Source organism: Hyphomonas sediminis (assembly GCF_019679475.1).
GTDB lineage: Bacteria > Pseudomonadota > Alphaproteobacteria > Caulobacterales > Hyphomonadaceae > Hyphomonas > Hyphomonas sediminis.
This window is the reverse complement of record NZ_JAIEZP010000001.1, coordinates 3,326,584-3,342,828: the sequence shown is the minus strand read 5'-3', so window position 1 is coordinate 3,342,828 and position 16,245 is coordinate 3,326,584. Positions and strand designations below refer to the sequence as shown.

The following is a 16,245-nucleotide window of genomic DNA, read 5'->3' as shown; positions in this document are numbered from 1 at the left end:
GCCGGGCTGCTTGCCTGACCTGACCTGACCTTCCAAAACTCCAGATCGGAGCTGCTCATGAAATCTATGTTTATTGCTGCGGGGCTCATGGCCTTTGCAGCCCTTGGCGCTTCTGCGGAAGCTGCGCCAGAGGGCAACCCGCCGACGAGCTTCACGCTCGACAATGGTATGCAGGTTGTTGTGGTGCCCGATCACCGCGCGCCGGTGGTTACCCATATGGTCTGGTACAAGGTCGGCGCGGTTGACGAGGCGCCCGGCAAGTCCGGCATCGCCCACCTCTTCGAACACGTCATGTTCAAGGAAACCAAGAATATCGGCCCGGAGGAGTTCACCTCCATCGTCCAGCGGTCCGGTGGCCAGCTCAACGCGTTCACCTCTTGGGACTACACCGCCTATTATGAGCGGGTTCACAAGGACCAGCTCGGCAAGATGATGGGCCTTGAGGCCGAGCGGATGGTGAACCTCACCATCAATGACGATCCCAAAGGCCCCTTCATCTCCGAACGCGATGTCGTGAAGGAAGAACGCCGCCAGCGCATCGAGAACAATCCGAACGCGCTGCTGCAGGAACAGGCGCTCTCTGCGCTCTGGAAGGGCCATCCCTACGAAATCACCGTCATCGGCAAGATGGAAGAAGTCGGCGCGCTGACGCCGGAAGACGGCCTTGCCTTCTATCAGGAATATTACAGCCCGGAGAATGCGATCCTCGTCGTGGCCGGTGATGTGACTGAAGACGAAGTGCGCACGCTCGCGCAGGAACATTACGGCCCGATCGCGCCGACCGGCGTGGCTCACGGCGCCCGCAAATGGGAGCCCGTCAGCCCGATCGCCGAAACCCAGCTGATCACGCATGCAGACCCCAAGGTCCGCCAGCCGGTGTGGAGCCGCTACTATCTCGGCACCTCGCTCAGCCGCAATTATGATGAAGCCCTCGCGCTCGATGTCGGCCTCGAAGTCCTCGGTGGTGGCATGACCAGCCGGCTCTACCAGTCGCTGGTCGAGCAGCAGAAGCTGGCCATCAATATCGGCACCTATGCCTTCACCACGCTGCACGATGAAGGCCCGGCCGTGATCTACGGCACGCCGGTCGACGGCACGACGCTGGAAGAGCTGGAAGCGGCTGTCATGGCCGAGGTCAACGCCATCATGGACAGCGGCTTCACCGAAGAGGAAGTCCGCCGCGCCCGCAACAAGCTGGCCGCCAGCGCGATCTACGAGAAAGACAGCCAGGCCTCGATGGCCAACCAGTATGGCGCCGCCATGGTGCTCGGCTTCGAGCTGGACGCCATCGCCGCCTATCCCGACAAGGTGCGCGAAGTTACGGTGGAAGAGGCGCTTGCCGCCGTCCGTGCGGTCTTCGCCGCCGACAAGAACTATATCGTCACCCACCTGCTGCCGGCTGAAGGAGACCTCTGATGCTGAAACTCCAGCTTTTCTCCGGCGCGGCTGCCGCGCTCCTCGTCTCTGCCTGCGCCAGCTCCTCTGTGCCTGCGCCTCATCCGCTCGACGTGAGCGTGGCAGAGCCTGTCTTCCTGATCGATACCTATGACGGCGATTTCGTCGACATCCAGCAGATGACCACGCCTGGCGGCGTGTCCGTCTGGCTGGTCACCGAACCGTCGATCCCGATCGTCTCGGTACAGATGGCCTGGCGCGCGGGCACCACGTCCGATCCTGCCGGCCTCGAAGGCCTCTCCAATGCCGTCACCTACAACATGAATGAGGGCGCAGGCGATCTCGACTCGCTCGCTTTCCAGACGGCGATGGAAGACCTGAATATGAGCTTCGGCTGCTCCAACTCCGCAGAGTGGACCAGCTGTTCGGCCACCATGCTGGCAGAGAACGCTGCGCCGTCGATGGAGGTGGTCGCTTCCGCCTTCACGGCGCCGCGCTTCGATCAGGGGCCGTTCGACCGTTTCGTGCGTGAGCAGGAAGTCGCCCTGAAAACCCGTGAAACCTCAGCTGGCTATCTTGCGTGGCGGGCCCAATCGCAGGCGCTCTATCCGGACCATCCCTTCGCCCGCGAAGTGACCGCCGAGAGCCTTGCCGCCCTCACGCCGGACCTGGCGCGTCAGCATCAGCGCACGCTGATGACGAAGGATCGCCTCCTCGTCACTGCCGTGGGCGACATCACGCCCGAAGCGCTGGCCCCGCTGATCGATGCGGCCGTTGCTGCCCTGCCGGAGACCAGCGACCTCTCGCCGGTCACCCCGATCACGCTGCCGGCGGTTGCCGCGGCTGACCCGGTGGTCGTCAGCCTGCCGCAGCCCCAGAGCCTTGTGCGCTTCCTTGGCCCCGGCCTTGGCCGCGACAATGCCGATTATTTCCCGGCCTATGTGCTGAACTACACCTTCGGCGGTGGCGGCTTCGAAAGCCGCCTGATGAAAACGCTGCGGGTGGAGAAGGGCCTGACCTATGGCGTCAGCTCCAGCATCGATCCCAATCCCGCCTTCCTCGTCTGGTCGGGCGGCGGTCAGACCAAGAATGAGAGCGCCGGTGAATTCGTTGCCGGTATCCGCGCCGAGATGCAGAAATTCATCGAAGGCGGCGTGACCGAGGCAGAGCTGGCCGATGCAAAGGCCTATCTCATCGGCTCCTATCCGCTCGGCTTTGACTCCAACTCCAAGATCGCCGGCAACATCATGTCCGTCCGCCAGGACGAACTCGGCGTCGATTACTTCGACCGCCGCAATGCCCTGATCGAAGCCGTCACCCTGGAAGACGTGAACCGTGTCGCCGCAGAATATCTTGCGCCCGAACGCTTCAGCTTCTTCCTCGTCGGCGAGCCTGAAGGCCTGTCGGCAGAGTAAGCCGGCGCGCGCCCCGCGTCTTTCCTCTCCTGCCGGTCTGCCTGTGTCAGGCTGGCGGGAGAGCGAAACGGGCGCAAACAGGCATCAACCGGTATCTCGCCGCGCGCTGATCGATACCGGAATGACGCAGATTGTCCTCAAAAATACACAAACTGACACGGAAAGTTCCTGTCCGTGCCCGGCGCAATCTGCCCCATTTGATGGACAGGTGCCTGCCTCTCCACGGCCCGTTCTGCGCATTTGCAACAGGTCGCGCCCCGCCTGTCCGGCAGGACAAGCCAACCGGTAGGCTTATACCCATCCAGTCAGCAGAATTTTTCCTGATCTGAAATCAGTCAGCAGACTTTCGCGGGGTTGCAAGGCCGGGTGCTGAGAAGCTGCCTGCCGGATCGCGGCAATAGGTGAAGAGTTCAGCCGGGCGCCCGCCGGTTGAGGTTTCCATCTGGCCTGTGCCGGTTACCAGCCCCGTCTTCTCCAGGGCGCGGCGGAAGTTCTGCGTGTGCAGTTGCAGGCCGAGGATCGCCTCGGTGGCGCGCTGCAGCTCGGAAAGCGTGAAGCGTTCGGGCATCAGCTCGAACACCACCGGGCGGTATTTGATCTTGCCCCGCAGGCGCGCCGCGCCGGTGGCAAGAATTCGTCTGTGGTCGGATGCCATGGACAGGCCGAGGCGGAACCCCGCATCCGGCAACCCCGCATCGCGGGCGCACTCGGCAACGAGGCCCGCCTCATAGAGGAGTTCATAGCGTTCCAGCACCTGGTTCTCCGCCCAGCGCGCGCCATCCAGGCCAAAGGCAGTGCGCGCCCGCTGCAGGCGCCGGTCATTGCCGGCGGCCCATGTCTTCAGGCGGGGGGCAATTTCGGCGTCGATCAGGGCAGGGCGGCCTGCGCGATGATCTTCCCACGGAAAATACTGATACCAGCTGCGCCAGCGCGCTTCGAACTTTGCCGCCACGGGCCGCTCCTCCGGCGTCAGCGCCAGATAGCCAACGGAAATCACCCGTGCATCTGCCGGGGCACCCACAACGGTGGCTTCCGGCGTGTCGCGGTTCTTGTCGCCGAAGGTGTAGAGTTGCTCGACATAGCCAAGCTCGAAACCGGTCTGTTCCAGAACCCAGCCTCTCAGCGACAGGTCGAACGTGCGGTGGTTCACCGGGTCGAACGGGCCGAAGGGCAGGGCCTCCTCGCCGCTTGGCCGCTGGGTCACCAGCACATGCGGCTCGCCGTCCGCGATGGCTACCATCACCGCCGAAAGACCAATCAGCAGTGTCGGCTGGCTCATCGCGCGGTCTCCGCCGTCATCGCCGCCTGGATCGCTTCGAAGCGCTCGAGGAACAGCTGCTGCGCCTCCGGCGCCGAAAGCGGCTTCAGGCGGAACTTCATGCCCTCGGGCGGCTTGCCGAAGAAGCCGTTGGATTCTGCCTCCGAAAACCCGGCCAGCTGCACGGCCTCAAACCAGGCACAGATATGATCGGCCTTCTTGATCACCTTTTTCAGCGCGCCCGAAGTGACGGGCCGCAGGCCAAAGCGGATGTGGATGGCTTCCTGCAGGCGGGCTTCAATATCCTTGTAGCTTTCCCCCAGCAGCGCCTTGAACGGAGAGATCATGTCCCCGATCACATATTCCGGGCTGTCATGCAGCAGCGCCGTCAGCCAGGCGTCCGGCCCCAGCCCCGGCTCCAGCTTGCGCACGATCTGCTCCACCACCACCGAATGCTCGGCGACAGAGAAAGCGTGTTCACCCTTGGTTTGCCCATTCCAGCGGGCAACCCTGGCCAGGCCATGGGCAATATCCTCGATTTCCACATCCATGGGCGAGGGGTGCGCCAGGTCCAGGCGACGACCCGACAACATACGCTGCCAGACGCGAGGGGGCTTAACAGAACGCTTCAAAGGGACAGGCTCCATGGGGGTATCTTAAGTGATTGGTAGGACGGGTAAATAAACCGGGGCAATACGGTTACAAACTCGTCTTGTTTCTGCCCCGGTTTGCCAATGACGCATTAAGGCCTCTCAGGCATAAGGCTTGCAGTACCAGAGACGGCCCGGTTTTTGTTCATCAGGGCTGCCATAACAACAAGTAGAGTGACGGTAACTGCCTATGATCGACATGCTGCACCAATTCGCAACCGGAACCGGATTTCCCACGGCTGTGCTGGCGTTTGGTGCTTTGATTGTTGTCATCGAAGCCACGAAGGCCAGCCGTCGTGCCCTGTGGGGCGATATCTTCAGCGAAGATTTCGACGAATAGTCTGACCCCGCGTCAACTGACGCCCCGTCCATCCCCGCTCGCGCGGGGATGTCGCGTTATGGGGCAGGTCAGGTGCGCTCCACGAACACCGTGCCGGCAGAATAACCCGCACCGAAGGAGCAGATCAGGCCTTTCTGCCCGGCGGCAAAATCGTCCGAGTGCAGATGGAAGGCGATGATCGATCCGGCCGACGATGTGTTGGCATAGGTGTCCAGCACGGTCGGGCTTTCGGCTTCGCTGGCCTCATGGCCCAGAACCTTCGATGAGATCAGCCGGTTCATGTTGGCGTTCGCCTGGTGCAGCCACATGCGTTTCAGCGCGTCGGACTGCAGGCCCAGCTCGCCCAGATGCGCGGTGATCATCTCGGCCACCATCGGCACGACTTCCTTGAACACCTTGCGGCCTTCCTGAACGAACAGCTTGTCCGGCGTGCCCACGCCTTCAGGCGCGGCGCGATTCAGGAAACCGAAATTGTTGCGGATGTTGTTGGAGAACTGGGTCTTCAGCTTGGTGCCGAGGATTTTCCAATGCTTTGCCGGGGCGATGTCTTCTGCTTCCACCAGAACGGCGGTGGCCACATCGCCGAAGATGAAATGGCTGTCGCGGTCAGTGAAGTTCAGGTGGCCGGAACAGATTTCCGGGTTCACGACCAGCACCGACTTTGCGTTGCCCGAGCGGACGAAATCCGCCGCCGTCTGGATGCCGAACGTGGCGGAGGAACAGGCAACGTTCATGTCGAAGGCAAAGCCCTTGATGCCAAGGGCTTCCTGGATCTCGATCGCCATCGCCGGATAGGCGCGCTGCATGTTGGAGGCGGCGCAGATCACTGCGTCCACATCTTCCGGCGACCGGCCGGCACGCTTCAGCGCCTCGCGGGCGGCATGGACGCCCATTTCCGCCATTACGGAGATCTGTTCATTGGGCCGCTCGGGAATGCGCGGCGTCATCACATCGGGGTCCAGCACGCCGGATTTGTTGATGACATAGCGCGCCTTGATGCCCGAGGCCTTCTCGATGAACTCGACGGAGGAATGCGGCTTGGGCTCCAGCAGGCCGGAGCTGATATCGGCGGCGTTCTCAAGATTCCAGGTGTCGGCCCAGGCGTTGTAGCTCTCGACCAGCTCTGCGTTTGAGATCGAATTGGGCGGGGTCCACAGTCCAGTGGCGGAAATGACGGGGCTCGGCATAGGGGTCTCCGGCGGCGCCCGTCCGCCGAAGGCGTCAGGCCCTTCTTGCTATATCCTTATTTTGAAAGCTGTAACGCGCGTTGCGGGGCCAGCACAAGGCTGGCCTTCATACCAAGCCAGTATACCGGGGCGCCCGCAATCACTTGTCGACCTGGCCAGGGCCGCCATAGACCTTGCGTTGCAGCTCACGGTCCTCAGCGGCGCGGACGCTTTCTTCCCACGCCTCTGATTCCTTGTCGTATTTCACCTTTTCCGCTGCCAGCACGGTCTCCCGGCAAAGGCGGCGCTCTTCGGCGTCAACCTTGTCCTCACAGAGATCGAGCGCCTTGGCCTCTGCCCGGTCCTGCCATGTGGCACAGCCCGTAACGGGCAGAAGGGCGAGCAGGGCTCCGGCAGCGGCGGCGAGGGTGCGCATCATGGACCTTTCTTGCGGTCTTTTTCGCGCTTGGTGGACAGGGCCACATCGGCCACCACGTTGCGCATGCACTGGGCGCGGTCATCCTCGTCCTGGATGCTGGCGCACGCATCCAGCGGATTGGCGTAAGCATTCGACGGGGCGCTCGACTGGCAACCTGCCAGCGACGACAGCATCCCCACCGCCGCAATCATCATCAACGTCTTCATGCCTTCTCCCGCACAGCCTTGTGTCGCGGGCACCCTACCTCATGGTCGTTGACCATGCCAACTGCCTGTCCCCATGCGTAGACGATTGTGGGGCCCACAAATTTGAAACCGCGTTTTTTCAGGTCCTTGGACATCTTCTCGGACCAGTCCGTGCAGGTGGGCGCGTCGCGGTAGTGCTTCCACTTGTTCACGATCGGCTTGCCGCCGACGAAGCTCCAGCAGTATTCGGAAAAGTCTTCGCCGCTTTCCATCATGCCCAGATAGATCTGCGCGTTGCCGATCACCGCGTCGATCTTCTTGGGGCTGCGGATGATGCCGGGGTTCTGCAGGGCCTTTTCGGCGCGTTTCGGCGTCCAGCGGGCGAGCTTTTCCGGGTCGAACCCGTCGAACTCCTCGCGGATGCTGTCCCGCTTGCGCAGGATGGTGATCCAGCTGAGGCCCGCCTGCATCCCGTCGAGCTGCAGCTTCTCCCACAGGGCGCGCGGGTCACGCTCGGGGACGCCCCATTCCTCATCGTGGTAGGCTCGGTAGAGCGCATCTGTCATCGGCGCCCAGCCGCAGGAATGGGGGTCACTCATTGGCCGGGGCCTCCACATGCGCCGCCAGTTCAGCGGCCAGCCAGTCGGGCTGGTATATCTCTGCGGGCAGGTCGCCCGCCGTGATGTGTTCGCCTGCCTGCAGCGCCTTGGCCACCCGATCCGTGCGCACCAGCGCAAGGGCCTGATTGCCTTCAACGCTGGTGATGTTGCCGATGAGCGCTGCGCCCGCGCGAAGCTCCGCGCCCGGCGTGAAACCAGCGCCCGCGATACGCACCGTGCGTTTGCGGATCAGGCCCTTGCGCTTCATCCGGCTGGCCACTTCCTGCCCGATGAAACAGCCCTTTTTGTAATCCACCCCGCCCATCAGATCCATGTTGATGTCGGTCGGGAAGACTTCCGCCGCGCGGTAGTCCGCGCCCCATTCGGGCACGCCGGCCTCGATCCGCCGGGCGGCCCAGGTGGCGCCGTCCACCACGCCGTCCACATCAGCGGCGGGCACAATGTCCCGCAGATAGAGCGCCCCGCTGCGCGGATCGTCATGGCCGGTTTCATCCGTCACGGCGGCCAGGCTCTCATCAATCGTCAGCTGCACCTGCGAGCGCAGGCGGAACATCGTCAGCCGTTTCAGCAGGTCTGCGGCGGCGTCCTCATGCACATCGATCAGCACGCCGTCATCCACGCGCTTGGCGAGGTAGTCGGCGATGATCTTGCCTTGCGGGGTCAGCAGCGCGCCATAGCGCAGCTCGCCCTCGGTCCAGTCCATCACCTTGTGCGTTACCGTTCGCTCCAGCAGGGCGAGCGTGTCAGGACCGGAAAGGCGGAGAATGGCGCGGTGGGGGATGCGTAACATGGCGTTGATCTAAGCCTCGCGCCGGGGCGCCGCAATGCCTGCGCGTGCGGGCAGCATCACGACGATCAGCGCGGCAAGGGCGCTTTTCACCGCTGCGCCCGGCAGGAACGGGCCGACGCCCGCGCTGAACGCGGCCTCCGCCCCGATCATCAGCGACAGCCGGCCCCAGCCTGCCAGCAGGATCAGCCCGTGCAGCAGCAGGAACGCCGCCACCAGCCGCGCAAACCCGCCCGCGCCCCGCCATGCGGGCAACAGGCCTGCCAGATACGCTGCCAGCGGAAAGGAGAGCAGGAACCCCGCCGTGCCCCCGGTCAGCGCTGCCAAGCCGCCTTTGCCGCCCGAAAGTACCGGCGCGCCGCCGAGCGCCAGCGCCAGCCAGGCGACCACAATCGCGGCCCCCAGCCGCGGCCCCGCCAGCGCCCCGGCCAGCAGCACTGCCAGCGTCTGCAGCGTCATCGGCACCGGATACATCGGCACGGACGCGTAGGAGGCCGCCGTCAGCGCGGCAACGCCCAGGCAGGCGGCAAGCGCAGCGCGGGCAGGCGGAGGAAATGGCGTCATGACGGGCAGGGCTTTCGATCGTTCAATGCCGCTTGTCCGGGCCCATCTGGCGCAGGTCAAGCGCATCTGCCACAGCGCCTCATGGCGTGACTTTTGGCGCGGCGAGGCTCATAACGCGCTCCATGACCCAAGTATTCGATCTCATCCTGCGCGGCGGCACGGTCGTCACTCCCGGCGGCGAAATCCAGACCGACATCGGCATAATCGGCGAGCGCATCGCCCGCATCGGCGACCTCTCCAAGGCAGCGGCCGGTGAAATCTATGGCGCGACGGGCCTGCACATCCTGCCCGGCGTGATCGATACGCAAGTGCACTTCCGGGAGCCGGGCCTCGAATACAAGGCAGACCTTGAAACAGAGGCGCGCTCGGCCGCGCTCGGCGGCGTTGTCGCCGTGTTCGAGATGCCCAACACCAATCCCTCGACCATCACGCCAGATGCGATGCTCGACAAGCTCGCCCGCGCCAAGGGCCGGATGGACATCGACCACGCCTTCTATGCGGGCGCCACGCATGACAATGTGGCGCTGCTGCCGGAAATGGAGCGGATGCTCGGCTGCTGCGGCGTGAAAGTATTCATGGGCGCCTCGACCGGCGATCTTCTGATCAAGGACGATGCCGGCGTCGAAGCTGTCCTGCGCGCCATCAAGCGCCGCGCCGCCTTCCACTCCGAAGACGAATACCGCCTTGAAGAACGCCGCAGCCTTGCCGTCACGGGCGACTGGCAGAGCCATATCGTCGTGCGCGATGTGGAGGCTGCCGTCAGCTCCACGCGCCGCCTGCTGAACCTTGCCCGCAAGACCGGCAAGCGCATCCACGTGCTGCACATCTCCACCGCCGAGGAGATGGACTTGCTGGTGAACGCCAAGGATGTGGCCAGCGTTGAAGTGCTGCCCAACCACCTGACGCTGGCTGCGCCCGATTGCTATGAGCGCCTGAAGGGCTTTGCCCAGCAGAACCCGCCTGTGCGCGAGGCGCGCCACCGCGAGGCGCTGTGGCGCGCGCTGAATGCCGGTATCGTCGATGTTCTGGCGACGGATCATGCGCCGCATACGATTGAAGAAAAGATGCGCCCCTATCCGGCGTCGCCCTCGGGCATGCCGGGCGTGCAGACGCTGGTGCCGGTGATGCTGACGCATGTGAATGACGGAAAGCTCAGCCTGCAGCGCTTTGTCGAGCTGACCAGCGCCGGCCCGCAGCGCGTGTTCGGCCTCGCCGACAAAGGCCGCATCGCCGAAGGCTATCATGGCGACTTCACCATCGTAGACCTGAAGCGCAAGCAAACGATCACAAAGGAATGGTCGAAGTCCAAATGCGGCTGGACCCAGTTTGACGGCTTCGAGGCAACGGGTTGGCCGGTCGCCACCATCGTGCGCGGACGCTTCGTCATGCGCGATGGCGAAATCGTCCAGAAGGGCGGCGGCCAGCCCGTCCGCTTCAACGAAACGCTGGAGCCGCAGGCTTGATCCCTGCGCCGCTGATCAGCGCGCTGCGTGCGCGGTATGATGAGCCTCAGCGGCATTATCACAGCTGGCATCATATCGAAGCCTTGCTGCGCCATTATGAGCGGTGGAAGGAACAGTTCCATCGTCCCCAGCCTGTTCTTTGGGCGCTCTATTGGCATGATGCGATCTATGATCCGCGCGCCAAGGATAATGAAGAGCTGAGCGCGCGCCTGCTGGAACAGGATGCACAAGGCCATCTGCCGGCGGACGAGCTGGCGCTTGCGGCTGCCATTGTTCGCGCAACGGCAGTCCACAAGGTGCCCGAAGGGCTGAGCCCGGAAGACAGTGCCGATACGGCGCTCTTCCTGGATCTTGACCTTTCAATCCTTGGGGCGCCCGAGGCCGTTTATGATCGCTATGAAGCCGACATCCGCAAGGAATATGCTTTCGTTCCGATAGAGGCATACCGGGCGGGGCGCGGCGCTATCCTGAAAGGGTTTCTCGCGCGCGAGCGGCTTTACATGACGGAGACAGCCCACACCGCCTGGGACGGGCAGGCGCGGCTGAACCTGTCGCGCGCGATTGCCGGCCTCGAAACCCTGCACTGAGCCGCTGACCCCGCGAGGGGCTTGCCCTTTTTGCCGGACTGCGCAAGCAATTGCCTGTCGCGAAATCTGTTTCGCATTTGGAGAGGGCATCCATGCGCATCAAATCTTGCCTGCTGGCGTCCGCCGCAGCGCTTTTCATTGCTCCTTTTGCCTCTGCGCAGGAGCGGACCCCGTTCGAGCTTCAGGCCCGCGAGATCTACCAGACCGCCGTGGAAATCCGCACGGCCAAGGGGCAGGGCAAGATTCCCGAACTGGTCGACTATCTCGTCAGTGAGCTGAAGTCTGCAGGCTTTGCAGACATCCTTGTCACCGATCACGAGATCGACGGCGAGAAAGTGCAGGGCCTCATGGTGTGGTATCGCGCTGAAGTCGCGTCGAGCAAAAAGCCTATCGTGTTGCTGGCGCATATGGATGTGGTCGATGCGCTGCCCGACACCTGGACGCGCTACCCCTTCGAGCTGATCGAGGAGGATGGCTATTTCTTCGGGCGTGGTACGGCGGACAACAAATACGGCGTGACCAGCCTCGTCGCCACCTTCCTGCGTCTCAAGGCGGAAGGTTTCAAGCCCAACCGCGATCTCGTCCTCGTCCTCTCCGGAGATGAAGAAACTGGCATGATCACCACGCGCGCGCAGGCTCAGTTTGTCGCCGCGAATATTGACCCCGCCTATGTGCTGAATGCGGATGCCGGCGGCCTGTCGCTGGATATGGATGGCACGCCGCTATTCTACACCGTGCAGGGCGCGGAGAAGACCTATGCGACCTTCGAGCTGACCGTCTCCAATCCCGGCGGGCATTCTTCTGCGCCGCGTGCGGACAACGCGATTTATGAACTGGCGGACGCGCTGAAGAAGATCGAGGCGTACAAGTTTCCGGTGATGTCCAGCCCGTTGACGCGCGCGTCGCTGAAAGCGGCGGGCGAGCAGACGCCGGGCGAGCTGGGCAAGGCAATGCTGGCCTTTGCGGCCAATCCGGATGACGCCGCCGCCGTTGCCACGCTGCGGGCTGATCCGTCTACGGTTGGCACCACGGGGACGACCTGTATCGCCACCATGCTGCGCGGCGGCCATGCCGAAAACGCGCTGCCCCAGCGCGCGACTGCTACGGTCAACTGCCGCATCTTCCCCGGCGTTGGCATCGAGGCGACCGAGCAGGCGCTGAAGGATGTGATCGGCAATGACGGGGTGAAGTTCAAGCTCATCTCCGATCTCGTGGAGAGCCCGGAATCGAGCCTCCCGGAAGATGTAATGGCCGCGCTCGGCAAGGCGCTGGCGGCACGCGGACAGGAAGGCCTGCCGGTTTTCCCGTCCATGTCCTCCGGTGGCACCGATGGCATGTTCTACCGCAATCTGGGGTATGACACGCTCGGGATCGGCGGCGGCGGCGCAAAGCCGAATGACACATTCGCGCACGGCCTGAACGAGCGTGTGCTGGTCGATTCCTTCTATGGCGGGCTCGATCACTGGTACATCATCTTGAAAGAGCTGGCCTCGGAAGACTAGGCAGAGCCTTGCCTGCTCGGGCCGCAGGCGGGGGCTTGCCCTTTTCTGCGGCCTGCGCGAGCAATCACGGCTGACAAGAATATCCATGGCGGCGCGAGACCGGCCATGCGGGAGGAAAAATTCGCCAATGAGCAAGACCGCGCATATCCCGTTCCGTGAGGTGCCGTACCTGCCGCTGAAGCTGAAGCTGGATCGTCGCCCGGACGGGACGATCTATCTGGACAATGGCCAGCCGCTGAAGGCTCATCCGCCGCATATGCTGGCGCCGCTGGTAAAGTGGGCGGCGGAGCGGCCCGATCAGGTCTGGCTGGCCGAGCGCTGGCCGGAGGACCCGGCAGCGGATGACTGGCGCCGGATGACTTATGCTGACGGGCTCGCCGCCGTGCAGCGCATCGCCGCCGCTTTCCTCAGCGAAGGCGCCGGGCAGGATGCGCCGGTGATGATCCTCTCCAAGAACTCGATCGACAATGCGCTGGTGATGTATGGCGCGATGTGGGCGTCCAGCCCCGCTGTGCCGGTCACGCCGGCTTACGCGACGCTCAGCCAGGATCTCGTCCGCTTCCGGTATATCGACCAGCTGACGACCCCGAATTTCATCTATGTCGAGGATGGCCGCGAATACCAGCGCGCGCTCGACAGTCTCGACCTGACAGGCCGCCTCGTCATCTATTCGCGCAATGCGCCGGATGTGCCGCGTGCGGTCAGCCTGGAAGATTTTGCCGGCCAGACCGGCCCGGCGGTGGACGAAGCCTATGCCCGCCTCACGCCAAAGACGGTCGCCAAATACATGCTCACTTCCGGCTCCACGGGTGAGCCCAAGGCCGTGATCAACACGCATGGCATGGTGGCGGCCAACGCCAAGATGATCCGCTCCGTCTGGGATGAGGAACGCCTCGACGAGATTACCGGCGGCCCGCAGGTGATGGTGAACTTCCTGCCCTGGAGCCACACCTATGGCACCCATTCGATCCTGCACAACATGCTCGATTGGGGCGGCACGCTTTATATCGACCAGGGCGCCCCCACGCCTGCGCGCCTTCCGGAAATGATCCGCAACCTGAAGGAAATTCCCACCACCCAGCACACGACCGTGCCGCAGGCCTGGGCCGCGCTGGCCACGGCGCTGGAGCAGGATGACGAACTCGCCGAAGTGTTCTTCTCGCGGCTCACCTCCATGGCCTATGGCGGCGCCTCGATGGGGCAGGACATCTACGAACGCATCCAGGAAGTTGCTGTGCGGATCACCGGCGAGCGCATCTCGCTTTCTGCCGGCTACGGCGCGACAGAAACCTCGCCGACCGCCTCGAACGTCCACTGGCCGAACGACCGGATGGGGCTTATCGGCCTGCCGCTGCCAGGCAACACGTTCAAGCTCGTGCCCACGGGCGAAAAACTTGAGCTGCGCGTGAAGGGCGTCAACGTCACCCCCGGCTATTTCCGCAATCCGGAGAAGACCGCCGAAGCCTTCGATGAGGAAGGCTATTACAAGCTGGGTGATGCGGTGAAGTTCGTCGATCCGGCCCAGCCCGAACGCGGCCTCGCCTTCGACGGGCGCACGGTGGAAGAGTTCAAGCTGGCGAGCGGCACATGGGTGTCTGCCGGCGCGGTGCGCGTGGCGTCGGTCGCCGCTTGCGGCGGCGCGCTGTCGGATGCGGTGGTCTGCGGACTGAACAAGGACGAGATCGGCCTGCTCGGCTTCCTCAACCTCGCCTGGTGCCAGCGCCTTGTCGGTGCAGCGTTGCCGGCGGAAGAGCTGGTTGCCCACCCGAAGGTGCAGGACGCTGTCCGCGCCGGCCTTGCCGCGCACAACAAGGCCCATCCCAATGCGGCCGCACGCATTGCGCGCATTCTTTTGCAACCGGTCGAGCCGCGCGGCGATCTGGGTGAGATCACCGAAAAAGGCTATATCAACCAATCCCGCACCCAGGCCCTCCGGGGCGACCAGATGGACCTGCTGTATTCCAATGAAAACGCAGTTGGGAAAATCCTGATTTAGCGGAAATTTTTGCGCGCTGACGGGTTTCTTCTGCGGAAACCAGCCTTGCGGGGGCTCGATTCCTGTCCCGATTTGCTTAATTATGCCCCAGAGCTCTCGGGTAACCGGGGGCTTCAGCCATTCCCCTTTGGCTCGCGGCGGGTTGCAGATAGTCTTGGAGGCTCCCCTTGCTTCCACGATTGCCTGTGGCCCGCTTTACTTTTGCGCTCCGGCGGAAAACCGCTTAGGGAACGCCAGAACAGATCAAGGGGAGTTTCGTCCATGTCCGACACCACCACCAGCATGACCGGTGCTGAGGCACTTGTTTCGACGCTGGCAGATCACGGCGTCACCGCCTGTTTCGCCAATCCCGGCACGTCTGAGATGCACCTCGTCACCGCGCTCGACCGGGAGCCGCGCATCCGCTCGGTGCTCTGCCTGTTCGAGGGCGTGGCGACGGGCGCCGCCGATGGCTATGCCCGCGTCACGGGCCGCCCGGCGATGACGCTGCTGCATCTGGGCGCTGGCTTCCTCAATGGCGGGGCCAACATCCACAACGCCAAGCGCGCCTGGACACCGATGATCAACGTCATCGGCGATCACTCCGTACCCCACCTGCGCTATGATGCGCCGCTTACGTCAAACATCATGGGCCTTGCCGGACCCAACTCCGTCTGGATCAAGTCGGCGGACAATGTTGCCGCAACCGGCGATCTGGCTGCCGAAGCCTGGGCGGCGAGCTTCGGCCCGGTGCCCGGCCCGGTCTCGCTCATCCTCCCGGCAGACTCGGCCTGGAATGAAGGCGGCAAGCCCGGCAAGACGCGCGCCCAGCCCTTCCTGCGTGCGCCCGATGCGGCGCTGGTCGAGGCGGCTGCCAAGGCCGTGAAGGCTGCCAAGCGCCCGATGATCCTCATCAGCGGCAGCGCGCTCACCGGCCCCGGCCTTGGCCATGCTGCTCGCCTCAAGGCCGCTGGAATCCGTGTGCTGACGGATACGTTCTTCCCGCGCCAGGTGCGCGGCGCTGGCATCTTCGCGCCTGAGCGCATGCAGTATTTCGCCGAAGGCGCGATGGCTGACCTTGAAGGCACGGACCTGATGCTGGTCGCCGGCACGCAGGTTCCCGTCGCCTTCTTCGCCTATCCCGGCAAGCCCAGCCTGCTGGTGCCGGAAGGCTGCACGCCGCTGGTCATCGGCGGCCCGGAAAGCGACAGCGCCGCGATCCTCGAAGCCCTCGCCGATGCCCTCGGCCTCACGGAAGCTGCGCCTGCGCCCACGCTGGAAATCCCGGACGCGCCCACCGGACAACTCAACGCAGCGACGGTCGGCGCCTCCATCGCGCGCCATATGCCGGAAGGCACATTCGTCTCCGACGATGGCGTTTCCAATGGCTTGCCGAGCTTCCTGATGACGGGCCGCGCCCGCCCGCATGACTGGATGATGCTGACCGGCGGCGCGATTGGCCAGGGCATGCCGCTGGCGCTCGGCGCCTCCATCGGCGCCAAGGGCCGCAAGGTGCTCTGCCTCTCGGGCGATGGCGCGGGCATGTATACCAATCAGGCGCTGTGGAGCATGGCGCGCGAGGGCGCCGATGTGGTCAACGTCGTATTCGTCAACCATTCCTACCGTATCCTGAATATCGAGCTGGCGCGGACCGGCGCCGGCAATCCGGGCCGCGTCGCGGCAGACCTGCTCGGCCTGGGCCGGCCGGAGATCGACTGGGTGAAGCTTGCCGAAGCGCAGGGCGTTCAGGCCGTCAATGCAACGACGGCGGAAGAGTTTGATGCCGCGCTCGCCCGCGCCTTCTCCGAGCCGGGGCCGCATCTGATCGCCGCCCATGTCCCGGCCCGCTGATCGCGCCGCCAAACCGGACACCAGAACTGAATAAGCCCCGGAGCGCGC

At 64.0% G+C, this 16,245-nt stretch carries 16 protein-coding genes; 8 read left to right on the top strand and 8 right to left on the bottom strand.

From position 1 onward, the window contains the following. The first annotated feature begins 57 nt into the window (after positions 1–57). Both K1X12_RS16120 and K1X12_RS16115 read left to right on the top strand, forming a co-directional pair. On the top strand, positions 58–1,416 hold the full coding sequence (locus K1X12_RS16120; protein WP_220988624.1) for a M16 family metallopeptidase: 1,359 nt from the start codon (positions 58–60) through the stop codon (positions 1,414–1,416). Further along, complete coding sequence (locus tag K1X12_RS16115) at positions 1,416–2,810, top strand: M16 family metallopeptidase (RefSeq protein WP_220988623.1); 1,395 nt, start codon at positions 1,416–1,418, stop codon at positions 2,808–2,810. The genes K1X12_RS16120 and K1X12_RS16115 overlap by 1 nt, the downstream gene beginning before the upstream one ends. A gap of 331 nt (positions 2,811–3,141) precedes the next feature. On the opposite strand, the gene K1X12_RS16110 is transcribed toward K1X12_RS16115, so the two are convergent. Both K1X12_RS16110 and K1X12_RS16105 read right to left on the bottom strand, forming a co-directional pair. Beyond that, entirely contained in the window at positions 3,142–4,089 is a 948-nt protein-coding gene (locus tag K1X12_RS16110; RefSeq protein ID WP_220988622.1) for an NUDIX hydrolase, read from the bottom strand. Next, positions 4,086–4,715 carry a YfbR-like 5'-deoxynucleotidase gene (locus K1X12_RS16105; RefSeq protein ID WP_369426143.1) on the bottom strand — a complete coding sequence of 210 codons (630 nt, stop codon included), beginning with the start codon at positions 4,713–4,715 and terminating at the stop codon, positions 4,086–4,088. The genes K1X12_RS16110 and K1X12_RS16105 overlap by 4 nt, the downstream gene beginning before the upstream one ends. 193 nt (positions 4,716–4,908) lie before the next feature. Here K1X12_RS16105 and K1X12_RS16100 point away from each other — a divergent pair, with 193 nt between their 5' ends. Continuing rightward, the gene (locus K1X12_RS16100; protein WP_220988621.1) at positions 4,909–5,058 is read left to right on the top strand and encodes a hypothetical protein; all 150 of its coding nucleotides are present in this window, start codon (positions 4,909–4,911) and stop codon (positions 5,056–5,058) included. Positions 5,059–5,126: 68 nt separating this feature from the next. Here K1X12_RS16100 and K1X12_RS16095 read toward each other — a convergent pair whose 3' ends face one another. From K1X12_RS16095 to K1X12_RS16070, 6 genes are all read right to left on the bottom strand, one after another. Further along, entirely contained in the window at positions 5,127–6,245 is a 1,119-nt protein-coding gene (locus K1X12_RS16095; RefSeq protein ID WP_220988620.1) for a beta-ketoacyl-ACP synthase III, read from the bottom strand. 139 nt (positions 6,246–6,384) lie between these two features. Next, positions 6,385–6,663: a hypothetical protein gene (locus tag K1X12_RS16090; protein ID WP_220988619.1), complete on the bottom strand. Its 279-nt coding sequence runs from the start codon at positions 6,661–6,663 to the stop codon at positions 6,385–6,387. Further along, positions 6,660–6,869: a hypothetical protein gene (locus K1X12_RS16085; protein ID WP_220988618.1), complete on the bottom strand. Its 210-nt coding sequence runs from the start codon at positions 6,867–6,869 to the stop codon at positions 6,660–6,662. The genes K1X12_RS16090 and K1X12_RS16085 overlap by 4 nt, the downstream gene beginning before the upstream one ends. Next, on the bottom strand, positions 6,866–7,447 hold the full coding sequence (locus K1X12_RS16080) for a DNA-3-methyladenine glycosylase I (RefSeq protein ID WP_220988617.1): 582 nt from the start codon (positions 7,445–7,447) through the stop codon (positions 6,866–6,868). The genes K1X12_RS16085 and K1X12_RS16080 overlap by 4 nt, the downstream gene beginning before the upstream one ends. Next, complete coding sequence (ygfZ, locus tag K1X12_RS16075; protein WP_220988616.1) at positions 7,440–8,258, bottom strand: CAF17-like 4Fe-4S cluster assembly/insertion protein YgfZ; 819 nt, start codon at positions 8,256–8,258, stop codon at positions 7,440–7,442. The genes K1X12_RS16080 and ygfZ overlap by 8 nt, the downstream gene beginning before the upstream one ends. A gap of 9 nt (positions 8,259–8,267) precedes the next feature. After that, a complete protein-coding gene (locus tag K1X12_RS16070; protein ID WP_220988615.1) occupies positions 8,268–8,819 on the bottom strand; it encodes a biotin transporter BioY in 552 nt (183 codons plus the stop codon). A 122-nt stretch (positions 8,820–8,941) separates the two neighbouring features. Here K1X12_RS16070 and K1X12_RS16065 point away from each other — a divergent pair, with 122 nt between their 5' ends. The 5 genes from K1X12_RS16065 (at position 8,942) to K1X12_RS16045 (ending at position 16,197) form a co-directional block, all read left to right on the top strand. Next, positions 8,942–10,282, top strand: coding sequence for a dihydroorotase (locus K1X12_RS16065; RefSeq protein WP_220988614.1), 1,341 nt, complete (start codon positions 8,942–8,944; stop codon positions 10,280–10,282). After that, entirely contained in the window at positions 10,279–10,869 is a 591-nt protein-coding gene (locus K1X12_RS16060; protein WP_220988613.1) for an HD domain-containing protein, read from the top strand. Before K1X12_RS16065 ends, K1X12_RS16060 begins: the two co-directional genes overlap by 4 nt. 92 nt (positions 10,870–10,961) lie before the next feature. Then, entirely contained in the window at positions 10,962–12,371 is a 1,410-nt protein-coding gene (locus K1X12_RS16055; protein ID WP_220988612.1) for a M20/M25/M40 family metallo-hydrolase, read from the top strand. Between the two features lie 127 nt (positions 12,372–12,498). Beyond that, positions 12,499–14,367, top strand: coding sequence for a feruloyl-CoA synthase (locus tag K1X12_RS16050; protein ID WP_220988611.1), 1,869 nt, complete (start codon positions 12,499–12,501; stop codon positions 14,365–14,367). A gap of 282 nt (positions 14,368–14,649) precedes the next feature. Further along, positions 14,650–16,197 carry an acetolactate synthase large subunit gene (locus K1X12_RS16045; protein WP_220988924.1) on the top strand — a complete coding sequence of 516 codons (1,548 nt, stop codon included), beginning with the start codon at positions 14,650–14,652 and terminating at the stop codon, positions 16,195–16,197. Positions 16,198–16,245 lie beyond the last annotated feature (48 nt).

What these genes read in the sequence shown, in the direction of transcription:
- K1X12_RS16120 (WP_220988624.1), top strand. Translation starts at nt 58, where the DNA reads ATGAAATCTATGTTTATTGCTGCGGGGCTCATGGCCTTTGCAGCCCTT.
- K1X12_RS16085 (WP_220988618.1), bottom strand. Translation starts at nt 6,869, where the DNA reads ATGAAGACGTTGATGATGATTGCGGCGGTGGGGATGCTGTCGTCGCTG.
- K1X12_RS16045 (WP_220988924.1), top strand. Translation starts at nt 14,650, where the DNA reads ATGACCGGTGCTGAGGCACTTGTTTCGACGCTGGCAGATCACGGCGTC.
- K1X12_RS16050 (WP_220988611.1), top strand. Translation starts at nt 12,499, where the DNA reads ATGAGCAAGACCGCGCATATCCCGTTCCGTGAGGTGCCGTACCTGCCG.
- K1X12_RS16095 (WP_220988620.1), bottom strand. Translation starts at nt 6,245, where the DNA reads ATGCCGAGCCCCGTCATTTCCGCCACTGGACTGTGGACCCCGCCCAAT.
- K1X12_RS16055 (WP_220988612.1), top strand. Translation starts at nt 10,962, where the DNA reads ATGCGCATCAAATCTTGCCTGCTGGCGTCCGCCGCAGCGCTTTTCATT.
- K1X12_RS16110 (WP_220988622.1), bottom strand. Translation starts at nt 4,089, where the DNA reads ATGAGCCAGCCGACACTGCTGATTGGTCTTTCGGCGGTGATGGTAGCC.
- ygfZ (WP_220988616.1), bottom strand. Translation starts at nt 8,258, where the DNA reads ATGTTACGCATCCCCCACCGCGCCATTCTCCGCCTTTCCGGTCCTGAC.
- K1X12_RS16105 (WP_369426143.1), bottom strand. Translation starts at nt 4,715, where the DNA reads ATGGAGCCTGTCCCTTTGAAGCGTTCTGTTAAGCCCCCTCGCGTCTGG.
- K1X12_RS16080 (WP_220988617.1), bottom strand. Translation starts at nt 7,447, where the DNA reads ATGAGTGACCCCCATTCCTGCGGCTGGGCGCCGATGACAGATGCGCTC.
- K1X12_RS16100 (WP_220988621.1), top strand. Translation starts at nt 4,909, where the DNA reads ATGATCGACATGCTGCACCAATTCGCAACCGGAACCGGATTTCCCACG.
- K1X12_RS16090 (WP_220988619.1), bottom strand. Translation starts at nt 6,663, where the DNA reads ATGATGCGCACCCTCGCCGCCGCTGCCGGAGCCCTGCTCGCCCTTCTG.
- K1X12_RS16115 (WP_220988623.1), top strand. Translation starts at nt 1,416, where the DNA reads ATGCTGAAACTCCAGCTTTTCTCCGGCGCGGCTGCCGCGCTCCTCGTC.
- K1X12_RS16070 (WP_220988615.1), bottom strand. Translation starts at nt 8,819, where the DNA reads ATGACGCCATTTCCTCCGCCTGCCCGCGCTGCGCTTGCCGCCTGCCTG.
- K1X12_RS16065 (WP_220988614.1), top strand. Translation starts at nt 8,942, where the DNA reads ATGACCCAAGTATTCGATCTCATCCTGCGCGGCGGCACGGTCGTCACT.